14 protein-coding genes are annotated in these 11,410 nt (G+C 59.9%); 6 read left to right on the forward strand and 8 right to left on the reverse strand.

Annotated features, from left to right (window positions below; all coding sequences use genetic code 11):
* The first annotated feature begins 117 nt into the window (after positions 1-117).
* The 6 genes from HAP41_RS07990 to HAP41_RS08010 all read left to right on the forward strand — a co-directional run bounded on the left by HAP41_RS07990 (position 118) and on the right by HAP41_RS08010 (position 5,321).
* Positions 118-834 (forward strand): nitrogen fixation protein NifQ, encoded by a 717-nt coding sequence (locus HAP41_RS07990; RefSeq protein WP_414643292.1) that lies wholly within the window; start codon positions 118-120, stop codon positions 832-834.
* A gap of 377 nt (positions 835-1,211) precedes the next feature.
* On the forward strand, positions 1,212-1,553 hold the full coding sequence (nifW, locus tag HAP41_RS07995) for a nitrogenase stabilizing/protective protein NifW (RefSeq protein ID WP_166103762.1): 342 nt from the start codon (positions 1,212-1,214) through the stop codon (positions 1,551-1,553).
* 318 nt (positions 1,554-1,871) lie between these two features.
* Positions 1,872-1,997: a hypothetical protein gene (locus HAP41_RS49990; protein WP_256375202.1), complete on the forward strand. Its 126-nt coding sequence runs from the start codon at positions 1,872-1,874 to the stop codon at positions 1,995-1,997.
* A gap of 559 nt (positions 1,998-2,556) precedes the next feature.
* Positions 2,557-3,666 carry an electron transfer flavoprotein subunit alpha/FixB family protein gene (locus HAP41_RS08000; protein WP_166103759.1) on the forward strand — a complete coding sequence of 370 codons (1,110 nt, stop codon included), beginning with the start codon at positions 2,557-2,559 and terminating at the stop codon, positions 3,664-3,666.
* Positions 3,667-3,677: 11 nt separating this feature from the next.
* Positions 3,678-4,985 carry an FAD-dependent oxidoreductase gene (locus HAP41_RS08005; protein ID WP_166103756.1) on the forward strand — a complete coding sequence of 436 codons (1,308 nt, stop codon included), beginning with the start codon at positions 3,678-3,680 and terminating at the stop codon, positions 4,983-4,985.
* Between the two features lie 39 nt (positions 4,986-5,024).
* Positions 5,025-5,321 carry a ferredoxin family protein gene (locus HAP41_RS08010; RefSeq protein ID WP_166103753.1) on the forward strand — a complete coding sequence of 99 codons (297 nt, stop codon included), beginning with the start codon at positions 5,025-5,027 and terminating at the stop codon, positions 5,319-5,321.
* Positions 5,322-5,567: 246 nt separating this feature from the next.
* Here HAP41_RS08010 and ahpD read toward each other — a convergent pair whose 3' ends face one another.
* The 8 genes from ahpD to HAP41_RS08045 all read right to left on the reverse strand — a co-directional run bounded on the left by ahpD (position 5,568) and on the right by HAP41_RS08045 (position 11,371).
* Positions 5,568-6,092, reverse strand: coding sequence for an alkylhydroperoxidase, AhpD family (gene ahpD / locus HAP41_RS08015; RefSeq protein WP_166103750.1), 525 nt, complete (start codon positions 6,090-6,092; stop codon positions 5,568-5,570).
* 6 nt (positions 6,093-6,098) lie between these two features.
* Positions 6,099-6,653, reverse strand: a complete 555-nt coding sequence (locus tag HAP41_RS08020; RefSeq protein ID WP_166103747.1) for a peroxiredoxin — start codon at positions 6,651-6,653, stop codon at positions 6,099-6,101.
* A gap of 579 nt (positions 6,654-7,232) precedes the next feature.
* Positions 7,233-7,400 carry a hypothetical protein gene (locus tag HAP41_RS08025; protein ID WP_414643366.1) on the reverse strand — a complete coding sequence of 56 codons (168 nt, stop codon included), beginning with the start codon at positions 7,398-7,400 and terminating at the stop codon, positions 7,233-7,235.
* Positions 7,360-7,629 (reverse strand): DUF2478 domain-containing protein, encoded by a 270-nt coding sequence (locus tag HAP41_RS51010; protein ID WP_256478601.1) that lies wholly within the window; start codon positions 7,627-7,629, stop codon positions 7,360-7,362. The genes HAP41_RS08025 and HAP41_RS51010 overlap by 41 nt, the downstream gene beginning before the upstream one ends.
* Positions 7,553-7,801, reverse strand: a complete 249-nt coding sequence (locus HAP41_RS51015) for a DUF2478 domain-containing protein (protein WP_256478605.1) — start codon at positions 7,799-7,801, stop codon at positions 7,553-7,555. The genes HAP41_RS51010 and HAP41_RS51015 overlap by 77 nt, the downstream gene beginning before the upstream one ends.
* Positions 7,785-8,981: a molybdenum ABC transporter ATP-binding protein gene (modC, locus tag HAP41_RS08035; RefSeq protein WP_166103744.1), complete on the reverse strand. Its 1,197-nt coding sequence runs from the start codon at positions 8,979-8,981 to the stop codon at positions 7,785-7,787. Before modC ends, HAP41_RS51015 begins: the two co-directional genes overlap by 17 nt.
* 369 nt (positions 8,982-9,350) lie before the next feature.
* Positions 9,351-9,488, reverse strand: a complete 138-nt coding sequence (locus tag HAP41_RS08040; protein WP_166103741.1) for a hypothetical protein — start codon at positions 9,486-9,488, stop codon at positions 9,351-9,353.
* A 608-nt stretch (positions 9,489-10,096) separates the two neighbouring features.
* Positions 10,097-11,371, reverse strand: coding sequence for an IS256 family transposase (locus HAP41_RS08045; protein WP_166064748.1), 1,275 nt, complete (start codon positions 11,369-11,371; stop codon positions 10,097-10,099).
* Between the last annotated feature and the right edge of the window lie 39 nt (positions 11,372-11,410).

Genomic DNA, 11,410 nt, shown 5'->3' on the forward strand with positions numbered 1-11,410 from the left:
CGCGCGACGGATGCCGGTCTCCTCACCTACCCATCCGGGAGACCGGCATTCTGACGAACGACCGTGACCAAGATCAGGATGGGGCAGGGCAAACCAGATCGTGGAATCCATCGATTCATGTCCGAAGCGCACTTTCTTCCTTTTGTGGCTGCTTGTGCCGTTGATGCGAGCAGCCGGATGCACAGAGCAATTGCAACCTACCGTCTACTCACCGGTGTGCCTCCTGAAGATGCCGACATTGCCACTGACAGTAATTTCGATTGCCATGTCCTGGCGTCTATTCTAGCGATTGCCTCGATGGATGGTGGCCCTCTTCCCGAGAAGGCGGGCCTGTCCGGCCACGAGCTAGCGGCCTTGCTGGAGCGGTACTTTCCCTCGGTAGGGGTCAAGCTCGTGGAGCGGCTCCTGTCGGTCGAGTGCGATGAGAGCGACGAGATCGCAATGGTGCGCGATCTTTTGCTCAAGCAGCGCTCGACGGAAGGACATATCGGTCGCTGGCTGGCCGCGATGATCGCGCGCCGCGCCATTGAGCCGGACCACCTGTGGGAAGGCTTGGGATTACGCAATCGTGCCGAACTCTCTCGGCTGCTCAGCCGCCACTTCGCGCCGCTCGCCGCGCGCAATATCAACAATATGCGCTGGAAGCGCTTTTTCTACCGCACGCTGTGCGAGGATGAAGGCCTCGTAATGTGCACGACGCCCGTCTGTACGCAATGTAACGACTTTAGCCTCTGCTTCGGCGAGGAAAGCGGCGAGAGCCGGTTGGCCGAGCGCCGGCGCGACTTTCTGTTGCAGGCGGCTCGCCCGGTTGTCCGCGGCGACTGGCCCATCTGAGTTGCCACAGGAATCTTCGAACGCCTCGTCCGGATTTGGCGGTTCGGAGAGGGGGGGGGCTGGCTAGCGCCACTACAACGCGAGCCCATCATGTATCCAAGGCGATGCCGCGCCCAAGCGCTCCGCGACAGGTCGTGTATCCCGGCGCTCTGCAGTCGAGTTCGAATTGGGCATGGCAACAAGCAAGGTGAGGCGTCTTTTCATCGGTGCTGAGTCGTCACCGGCGAGCCCGTGGGCCGCGGTATTGTGGACGCAGCTTTCCAGGGCCAGGCTTTGGCCGTGGAGAGCAGCCGCGCGAGCTAAGGCCTGCAGCAGGATCGTGGGTGCTGCCACAACTCGTCGAACGTCGACGAACTAACCCAAGGGAGATTTTTGCAATGAGCAACTCATGCTCGCCAGCCGGGATCCTGGATCGGCTCAGCAAGGCCTCGTCGGCGGAAGAGTTCTTTTCGCTGCTAGGCGTCGATTACGAGCCGAAAATCGTCAATGTTGCGCGCCTTCATATCCTAAAGCGCATGGGACAATATTTTGCCAAGGAGCAGTTCGCCGGTGCCGCAGAGCCGGAGATCAGAGCTCGGTGCAAAGCGATGCTGGAGCAAGCCTATGCCGATTTCGTGGCATCGTCACCGATCGAGCAGCGAGTGTTCAAGGTCTTAAAGGAAGCCGTCGCAGACCCTAACAAGTCGTTGGCGTTTGTCCCGTTGAGCGCGCTGAAGTGATTTCGTGCTCCACTGCGGTGTGGTTTGTCCCACCTGGCCGGGTGACGGTGTCTTGTACAGCCTTCGTCTTCATTCAAATCAACCCCTCTGCAGCCTGACGCGAGCCGCGCTGTCGTATTCCCGACCCATGTCTGAGCTGCTGCTCGTGCCCGTGGTGTCAGGGGCCATTTTAAGTGTCTTCCAAGACGTTGCTTTCGCGCGAAATTCCATGGTTCTTTCGACTGGTACGACACTTGCTGTTGTCCTGCCGATCCCGCCGATCCCGTCTTCGATGCCGACAGATGGTGGCCGTCCGAGATGAGATTTGAAGGAGGACCTATGACATCGCTTCTACTGTCCGCCGAGCGCTGCGGCATGATCTTATGGCTCACGCCAATGCCGTTCGAAATAGCCTTTGACGCGACCGAAGCCGGCATGGACCGCGAGATGGTGGTCAATGGGTAAGTCACCCGTCCACGCTACGCCCGGAGCGGGTATGCACATGGTCGTCCGCATCGCGCAGGCCTCCGGTCATGCGCAGATCCCCATCCGCTCCATGGCCGATGGCAAGATGCGTCAAGAAACGGGGCCAACGTCGGCTCTTATGAGTTGTCGGCGCCGGAGGCGGGGCTGGGATTGCGTGTCAGGAGCGGTGGCCAGATCCCTCTGGCCGTCACAGTCAACGCGGAGCGCGGGGCCGAAAGCGAGACGCCGGTATTGCGCGATCACCGGACTGACTGACCCAAGGCTGGCAGCCGCCGGTCAGATTGACCGCGGCGGCCTGGCCGCCGCGGTGGCGCTCGTCGAAGGGAGCGCGCAAGGAACCAAGGTCGAGCATCTCTACGAAGTCTGGCCCGTCCGCTACGTCTACCGCGGCGGCGCGTCTCGCCGCGTGGTGGGGCGCGCCGAACGGACGAGACGGGCGAGCGGCCGGTCAGGCACTGACCAAAAGTGATCTTCCGTTGAGCGAAGTAGAAAGCAATCCCGTGGTGCGTGCGCGCGTTATTTTGAGAGGATCTAGAGCATGAGCAATGTCATAAAAACGAGCACGCTGGCGGCTGGCGGCCGAGCGGCAGCGAAAAAGGAACTGCCCGAGCACTTTAAAGCATATAGGCATGTCTGGGTCTTCGTCGAGCAGGAGCGCGGCCAAGTGCACCCGGTTTCCTGGGAGCTGATGGGTGCGGGGCGCAGGCTCGCCGACAGGCTGAAGGTGAATCTAGCTGCGGTCGTTATCGGCCCGGAGGGACAGCCCACGCGTAACGCCGCGCTTGAATCCTTTTGCTATGGCGCAGATCTGGCTTATCTCGTGAGTGACAATGTCCTGTCAGATTATCGCAACGAGTCCTATACCAAAGCGCTAACCGAACTCGTCAACACCTACAAGCCGGAGATTCTGCTATTGGGTGCGACGACACTCGGTCGCGATCTTGCAGGTTCCGTGGCGACGACCTTGTCGACAGGGCTCACTGCCGACTGTACCGCGCTCGACGTCGACACCGATGGTTCGCTTGCAGCGACGCGTCCGACCTTTGGCGGCTCGCTGCTCTGCACGATCTATACCTTGAATTATCGTCCGCAGATGGCAACCGTTCGCCCACGCGTCATGCCGATGCCAGAGCGTGTGGTACGCGATGCCGCTCGTATCATTATCCACCCACTTGGCCTCGTTGAAGACGATATCGTCACGAAAGTGCTCTCCTTCATCCCCGATCGCGATTCGGAAACGTCCAATCTGGCCTACGCCGATGTCGTGGTTGCCGGCGGCTTGGGGCTGGGGGCGCCTGACAATTTTCGGCTGGTGCGCGAGCTCGCAACTCTGCTTGGCGCCGAGTATGGCTGCTCGCGTCCTCTGGTGCAAAAAGGATGGGTTACGTCTGACCGGCAGATCGGCCAAACCGGCAAGACCATCCGGCCAAAGCTCTATATTGCTGCCGGAATTTCCGGCGCGATCCAGCACAGGGTCGGTGTGGAGGGGGCGGATCTGATCGTCGCCATCAATACCGACAAGAACGCGCCGATCTTCGACTTCGCCCATGTCGCGATCGTCAGTGACGCGCTGCATCTGCTACCGGCGCTGACAGCTGCGTTTCGGGCGCGGCTTTTGCCGAATTCCCGTGCTCGGATCGCAGTCTAGAGGAGACGATGATGATTGAGGAGAGGTTCGACGCGATCGTGGTCGGAGCGGGTATGGCAGGCAATGCAGCGGCCTTGACCATGGCCAAGTGCGGCCTGCAGGTGCTGCAGCTCGAGCGGGGCGAGTACCCCGGATCGAAGAATGTGCAGGGCGCGATCCTCTATGCGGATATGATGGAGAGGCTGATCCCCGACTTTCGCGAGGAAGCGCCGCTCGAACGTCATCTGGTCGAACAGCGGTTCTGGCTACTGGACGATCGCTCCCACGTCGGCATGCACTACCGCTCGGATGACTTCAACGAGGAGCGGCCGAACCGCTACACGATCATACGCGCGCCGTTTGACAAGTGGTTCTCGTCGAAGGTGCGGGAGGCCGGGGCGACCGTGTTGTGCGAGACGACAGTCACCGAGCTCGTGCGAGACGACCGTGAGAGGGTTGTGGGAGTTCGTACAGATCGCGGCGGCGGCGAAATACATGCCGACGTTGTCGTGCTGGCCGAGGGTGTCAATGGACTGCTCGGGACGCGCGCTGGCCTGCGCGCGCGGCCGACACCCGATAACGTCGCGCTCGCGGTGAAGGAAATGCACTTTTTGCCTCGCGAAACCATCGAGGCGCGTTTCAATCTTAAGGGCGATGAGGGCGTCGTGATCGAGGCGGCCGGAACCATTTCTCGCGGCATGACTGGAATGGGTTTCGTCTATGCCAACAAGGAATGCATTTCGGTCGGCATCGGCTGTCTCGTCGCCGATTTCCAGCGCACCGGCCAGACACCATACGGCATGCTCGATCATTTCAAGCAGCATCCGTCCGTGGCACCGCTGATCGCAGGTTCTGAAATCAAGGAGTATGCGGCTCATCTCATTCCCGAAGGCGGCTACAAGGCAATCCCGCAGCTCTACGGTGATGGGTGGGTAGTGGTGGGGGACGCGGCGCAGCTCAACAACGCCATTCATCGTGAGGGTTCCAATCTTGCGATGACCTCAGGCCGCATCGCGGCGGAAGCAATCGCCGAGATGAAGTCGCGCCGCGAGCCCATGACGGCGAAAAATCTGTCGCTCTACAGGAAGATGCTAGCCGATTCCTTCGTGATCAAGGATCTCAAGAAGTACAAGGACTTGCCCATGCTGATGCACACCCATTCGCAAAACTTCTTTCTTACCTATCCGCAGCTCATCTCCAAGGCGATGCAGAACTTTGTGCGCGTCGATGGGACGCCGAAGCTTGAGAAGGAGAAGGCGACCCTGAAATCCTTTGTCAAGGCGCGGTCATGGAGGGGCCTGATCGGCGATGCGTCTCGCTTTGCCCGGGCCTGGCGCTGACCGCCAATAATGTGAGGTTCAGCAATGGAAGGTCAAAGCATGAATGTCGAGCCCTCGGTGCGCGTCGAAGACAAGCTGTATTACAACCGATATCTTGTCGACATCGGTCAGCCCCACGTCAAGGTACGCGCGCACACAACGCCGTCGGCGGAACTGCTTGCGCTCTTGAAAGTCTGCCCCGCACGATGCTACGAACTCAACGACAATGGACAGGTTGAGGTAACCGTCGACGGTTGCATCGAGTGCGGCACCTGCCGCGTGATCGCCGAGCCCACCGGCGACATCCAATGGAGCCATCCGCGCGGCGGATATGGGGTGTTGTTCAAGTTTGGCTGAAAGTGAACGAACGTAGCAGTATGATCGCCATGTAAAGGAGGATCTCGCCGTCACAGTTGCGCATTCCGCCTCTCTGCACGGGTTCAAGTTCGAACCGAGGCGCGCACCTCGAGAGGACACCCCACAAGACAGACATTGCATCAGGATATCACGATCACTCGGGATGCGCGTAGGAATGGTTGTGGCGCCACTGAACTGCGCCACAACGGTGTCGAACCGGTGGAAAAGGAGGAATCAGCCGGTCGCCTAAGGGGGAGTAGACCCTGCGGCCTCGATAGCAACTGCCACTGACTGCACGATCGCGGCAAAGCGCACGGCGGTCTGGATGGCTTCGGAACTTACGCCAGCGGCCCGCAGCGTCTTCTCGTGGGCGTCAATACAGGCACCGCAGCCGTTTATAGCTGAGACCGCCAACGACCAGAGCTCGAAGTCGGACTTGTCCGCTCCGGGATTGCCGATCACGTTCATGCGCAGCCGTGGTTGCATGGTGTTGGAGACAAGGTGAACGAAGCGGTAGTAAACGTTGTTCATTGCCATCACAGAAGCGGCGGATTTCACGGCGGCGATTGCCTCAGGCGTCATCACGGCGGCCGCAGCCGATTCCATCGCGGCAATAAGGGCCGCATTGCGGGTGGCAATCGCGGTCGCGAGCATCAAGCCATATTGTCGCTGCGGCGAGAGCGTCTCATCGGCCACCAAGGACGTCAGATTGAGCCTGACGTCCTTGGCACAATCGGGAATCTTCTCGTGCAATTGCTCGATCGACGACATGGGGCCTCATGCAACCTTCAGGGTTTTGCCGCCGACTTCGCGGTTGCAGGGACAGAGCTCGTCGGTTTGCAGCGCGTCCAGAACGCGGAGTGTGTCCTTGGGGCTGCGCCCGACATTGAGATTAGTCGCATAGACGTGTTGGATTGTGTTGTCGGGGTCAACGATAAAGGTGTAGCGATAGGCGACACCCTCGGGTGAACGCACGCCAAGGCCATCGACCAGGGCCCCCTTTGTGTCGGCAAACTGCCAGATCGGTAGGTTGTGAAGGTCGACATGTGAGCGTCGCCAGGCGAGCTTGCAGAACTCGTTGTCGGTTGAACCGCCCAGTACGATCGCATCGCGGTTGGCGAATTCCTTGGACAGCCGGCCAAACTCGGCGATTTCGGTTGGGCAGACGAACGTAAAGTCCTTGGGATAAAAGAAGATGATCTTCCACTTTTCTGGAAAGCTTGTTTCTGTCAGCGTCTCGAACGCACTCTGTCCTTCTTCTTCTTGCGCTTGAAAGCCGGGCTTCACGCCTGTGACTTCGAACGGCGGCAACTGGTTTCCAATTCCAAGCATGCTGTCCTCACGAGTTTGTTTTATGGTGATCGTGCCTCACCGGTGAAGCAAGCTATATGCCATCCGTTCTCAAGACCCGATTGCTGAGACGACGCCAACTAGTGACGTGGCTGCGTGCATTTGATCCATGTTTCGATTGAATCTCACACTCGCTTTCAATCATGCTTTGCGGATGCGCGATGTTCGCGTTGGAGTATCGGTTAGGGCCATGCTATGTGGCGATTGGGTTGCCGCGGTTCCGAAGATCCGCAGCCAGTGCACGGTCCGGGTTCGAGGACTGCAGCAAAGACGGCAATCGGACCTGAATCGACGATCCGTCTTCGATCGACAGGCACTGCAAAACCGACTGAGGGGGTGATGCTAGCGTCGACCGGGTAAAGCACGCGCGCAGCTTGTCGAAGTGCGGCTTCTTGCCGATCAGGGTCCGCAATCAGCACGTTCACAGAGCATCACGGTGGCTCACAATGTTGGGCGGACGCCGGAGCTAAGCTTGCTTTCGTTGTCGGCGAAGTAGCCCGACGGGTAATTTCGGGGTCAACATATCCGAACTACACACATACGTCATCAAGCTGTCCGGTATCATAGCGCCCAAATGGCCGCAGCCGCGACTAACGCCCGGGCGGCGCGCTGGCGGGATGGAGATATCGCGCCACCATTCCTCGACACTAGTAGCAACCTACCAATGTCCCCAGTGAAAGTTTGCCAATCAGCAAGACATGCTCTTGGAACGGCCGTCAAGTGTGGCACACCGCGGGTGATGGCCTCTGTGAATTTGGCGCGCTGGCCGTGGCCAACGGCTTCTTGTCTGGCAAAATGTGCTGATCACAAGGAGATCGACCTTGTCGCAAAGCGCCCGGGAAGCGACAGCTGCGGCTTCGGCAAGTCCAGTCGTATTGAGATTACCGGACGTAGCTCCGCTGCCGAGTGACTGATAAATCGAGATCTCTTGCCCCGTCGCAACGTCCACTGCAAGCATAGGTGCGTACCGTTTGTTGCCAGAAGCGACGCTGGACGATGCCGTCGACGCGTACGGCTTGCCGCGCAAGATCCTGAACGAAATCGGCGAGCAACCTATCGACGTCGTCTTTCGGCCGGTAGAAAATCGCAGCCACAGCATTCGGATCGATTTCTTCAAGGTTGCCGATCATGGCCGTGGTCCGATTTCTGTTTGTTTCTCGCGTCGACACTTACGTGTCGAGCTTCTCCTGCCGGTGTGGAAGGCGTTACGAGCAACCGCTCGGGGAGCACGGCCGGCAAGGCTCGTGCGACCTCGGCGAATACGCCCGTTCCATTGCTAAGGCCTAGTTCATCAAAGGAGCGGCGTGTGATGCGGGCCAAAAGTGGCGCGCCCGAACGGCCAGTTTCGAGAGCCAGAACCAACGTGACCTCAGCTTCGTCGAACGGCAGAGAGGCCTTGATGCGTGCCGGAAAGATATTGAGCATGGAACTTGCGCGCGGGGCCTCGCGCGCGATGCTGACGTCGCTGGCTGCGATGCGCAGCCGGAGCTGCGCGCCTGGTCTCAAGGGCGGTCCAGGTATCAACAGACGCGCACCTTGGAGGCGGAGGATGATCAGCCCGTAGCGCCCGTCATAGCCGCCGACTACGGTGTCGATGCAGACCGCCGCTTCGCCGCGCACGGCAAGCGCTGGATTGCTCTGTATGGCATGCAGGGGACCGACCGCAGTCACAACGCCATTTTTCATCATGATGAGATGATCAGCAAAGCGCTCGATGTCAGCCATGTCATGGCTGATATAGATCATCGGCAACGTGAGCTGTTCACGTATGCGCTCGAGAAATGGCATAATCTCGCGCTTGGCGGGGCGGTCGAGCAAAATGAGCGGGTCATCCAGCAAAAGTAGCCGGGGTTGGGCCAACAGCGCGCTGCCAAGGGCAAGCCGCTGTCGCTCGGCGCCCGAAAGGTGTGATGGCGAACTGTCAAGCAGTGACGCCAAGTCGAGCAATTCGACAACACCATCAAAGTCGATCAGTGCTGGCTTGGATTGTTTCGCGTTATACAAAAGGGTACGCTTGACGGATAAATGGGAAAAAAGGACCGGTCGGTGGAATACATACGTGACGGGACGCAGATGGGGCGGCCGAAACGTGGTCTCGTCCTGCCAAATCTCGCCATCGATCGCGCAGAATCCGCTCGGTAGGCGCTGAAAGCCGGCGATGCAGCGCGCGAGCGTGGTCTTGCCGCACCCAGGGGGACCGAAAACTGCCGTGACACCTTTAGCTGGTACGCTGAATTGTGCATCTAGGGGGACTCTTGCGAGAGAGCCGTTGAAGGCGATTTCGATATGGCCAGGTTTTGCGTATCTCACTTGCCTGCACCTCTGCTGTAGCGATCAATCACGGTCGCGGGCGGAATGGCCGCAAGGGAGATGATCACCATGCCGCCGACAATCCAGTCTGTTTGGTTCCAGCGCGGGGTCTCCGCCCCCGGGGAGGCCACTAGGTGGTCGCTGGATTGCAGATTGACGGTGTTACGACAGCCGGCATCTTATGCGTCTCCGCGCCATCGAACATCGCGGCAATCGAACGCTCCCGCGCGCGTTTGCCGATGACACAGGTAAGGTGGGGTTCCAGTGTCGCGCAATTCGTAGCCGGGTTGGCCGCACGGAGATTATCCAATCGTTGAAATGGCATGGCTTCCGTCGTTTCGCTGTGGAGGCGTGGGCTATCGCGCCAGTTCAATACGGCCTCGCGGCTGGCAATCCAATGGCGCCACAGTGTTGATAGCCGAAATTAAAATGTGCGCCGGCGCCGATATTGATGGCTTCCGCTTTTTGCGGAGCAAGCAGCATCAAACTCAGATCGACCAGGATCAATCGGATAAGCCTCATTGGGACTCCGAGGGTGGTTCGCCGCGAGGAGCTTTCGACGCGGCAGCCCCTTGCTCCTTGCCCAGCAATCCGCGTGCCGTTCAAAAATAGGGTGCGCGGCCTGCTCGGCTCATCGTGAACTCGCATAGGTCGGAGCACAGTGTGTGGAATGGCCGCATTGTATCGTTGGGTTTCAGACGTTCGCGTCGCCAACCGGACATGCAGGGTAGACGAAATCAAAAGCTGAAGATGCTGCGGGCTTGCGTCGAGAAGTGGGCTGGTGACCGCACGGTCGTGACGATCGCTCTTGATGCAAAAGCTTAGATTATCCAATTTGTCGTCCGATCCGGTTAGCGATCTATGATGATGGATATCCCCGGTTGCCTCCACAGCTGATCGGGTAAGTTCTCATCGGGTTGATCTATCGCGATCCTACGGTCAGCGTAGTCCGCGCTTCCCGAAATCCTAAGGCGACTTGTTTGAGTGATTTGGCAACGGGCGCGACAAATACCTCCCATTCGCAATGACATTCCGGACATTGGTCGCTACAGCTGGCCGAGGGGATGTCCCGATCGCTGTTGAACTACGTCGGGTCGACGTTGCCGGAATGAATATTACGCAGCCCTCGTGACGTGGGCAACGGACTTGATTGTCATGCGATCGTGGTGAGCTTGAAGGGCCGCACGCAGAACCGACAATTGCTTATGCGCCTTCAATCGTCGGAAGCCCTTGTTGGCCTCGATCATACCGGCCGCGACCCATCGCAAGGCCATACCGGCATCCCGCCAGCGTTTAACGTTGCGCGTGACGCGGCGAATGGTGCCCATCATGTTCTCGGCGATATTGGTACAGGCGAGCGATCGGCGAAGCTCCTTCGGCAACTTCAACCGGACGACAGTCAGGATTTCGTCGAGGCCTTCGAGGATACTGGCCGCAACGCCGGGCCATTGCTGGTCGAGTCGACGCGCGAGATTGCGGATCAATTTTTCAGCCTTGTCGGCGTCATCGAGCTCCCAGGCCTGGCGCAGCACCCGGCGGGTGGCCGCATGATGCTCTTTCGGCAGGCGTTCCATGATGTTGCGCGCCTTGTGGATCTGGCAGCGCTGGATCGCAGCGGCCGAACCGAAGGTGCGGCGGATCGCCTTCGACAACGCCTTCGCGCCGTCGGCGATGAACAGTCTTGGCACCGTCGGGTCGAGCCCGCGCGAGACCAGGTTGTCCAGCAGGGCCTGAACCGTTGCTGCATTCTCGGTCGCCCCTTCCACCAGCGCCAGCGGATGCTTGTTGCCTTCGCCGTCAACCCCGATCGCGGCCACCAGCACGAGATCGTCGTCGAGATGCAGCCCGTCGATTTGGACCACCAGAAGGTCGAGCGCGGACAGATCGGCAGCCATGAAGTCGGCCAGCCGCGCCGCCGACAGAGCCACGAACCTCCGCGAGGCCGCCGACTTCGAAATCCCCGATCCGGGCGGTGCCGGCACGTCACCCTCGGGCAGCCGGACGGCGCGGCCGAACCGGCGCGTCGACACATTGATCAGCATCAGGTTCATCGCCCAGCGACCGAGCCAGTCCTCCTGCGCCGCCGTTTCCCAGCTCGGGATCGTGACCTCGCGGCCGTCCATGCCCCGGACCCGCGGGCGATCGACCTCGATCTTGCCGCCGTGGAAACCGATCCGCCCCCGCGTTCGGCCCCAACGGTGCGCCCGCCGCGCCGCATCACGACCGTGGCGCGGCCCGCAGGCCGCTGTCACATCCGCCTCCATCATCGTGCCGAGCGCCTCGATTCCTGCCGCAAGGCAGAACCGATCGAAGCTCGCTCGCACTTCCGCAAATGATTTCTCCACAGCCCCGGTCGCCGGCCAACCAGCCGGTGTGATATCTCTCGTCATGGCGTTGCTCTCCTTTGTGGAATCAGCACCCCGAGCCTA

This window comes from Bradyrhizobium barranii subsp. apii (genome assembly GCF_011516635.5).
GTDB classification, from domain to species: Bacteria; Pseudomonadota; Alphaproteobacteria; order Rhizobiales; family Xanthobacteraceae; genus Bradyrhizobium; species Bradyrhizobium barranii.

What these genes read in the sequence shown, in the direction of transcription:
- HAP41_RS07990 (WP_414643292.1), top strand. Translation starts at nt 118, where the DNA reads ATGTCCGAAGCGCACTTTCTTCCTTTTGTGGCTGCTTGTGCCGTTGAT.
- nifW (WP_166103762.1), top strand. Translation starts at nt 1,212, where the DNA reads ATGAGCAACTCATGCTCGCCAGCCGGGATCCTGGATCGGCTCAGCAAG.
- HAP41_RS49990 (WP_256375202.1), top strand. Translation starts at nt 1,872, where the DNA reads ATGACATCGCTTCTACTGTCCGCCGAGCGCTGCGGCATGATCTTATGG.
- HAP41_RS08000 (WP_166103759.1), top strand. Translation starts at nt 2,557, where the DNA reads ATGAGCAATGTCATAAAAACGAGCACGCTGGCGGCTGGCGGCCGAGCG.
- HAP41_RS08005 (WP_166103756.1), top strand. Translation starts at nt 3,678, where the DNA reads ATGATTGAGGAGAGGTTCGACGCGATCGTGGTCGGAGCGGGTATGGCA.
- HAP41_RS08010 (WP_166103753.1), top strand. Translation starts at nt 5,025, where the DNA reads ATGAATGTCGAGCCCTCGGTGCGCGTCGAAGACAAGCTGTATTACAAC.
- ahpD (WP_166103750.1), bottom strand. Translation starts at nt 6,092, where the DNA reads ATGTCGTCGATCGAGCAATTGCACGAGAAGATTCCCGATTGTGCCAAG.
- HAP41_RS08020 (WP_166103747.1), bottom strand. Translation starts at nt 6,653, where the DNA reads ATGCTTGGAATTGGAAACCAGTTGCCGCCGTTCGAAGTCACAGGCGTG.
- HAP41_RS51010 (WP_256478601.1), bottom strand. Translation starts at nt 7,629, where the DNA reads ATGCTTGCAGTGGACGTTGCGACGGGGCAAGAGATCTCGATTTATCAG.
- HAP41_RS51015 (WP_256478605.1), bottom strand. Translation starts at nt 7,801, where the DNA reads ATGATCGGCAACCTTGAAGAAATCGATCCGAATGCTGTGGCTGCGATT.
- HAP41_RS08045 (WP_166064748.1), bottom strand. Translation starts at nt 11,371, where the DNA reads ATGACGAGAGATATCACACCGGCTGGTTGGCCGGCGACCGGGGCTGTG.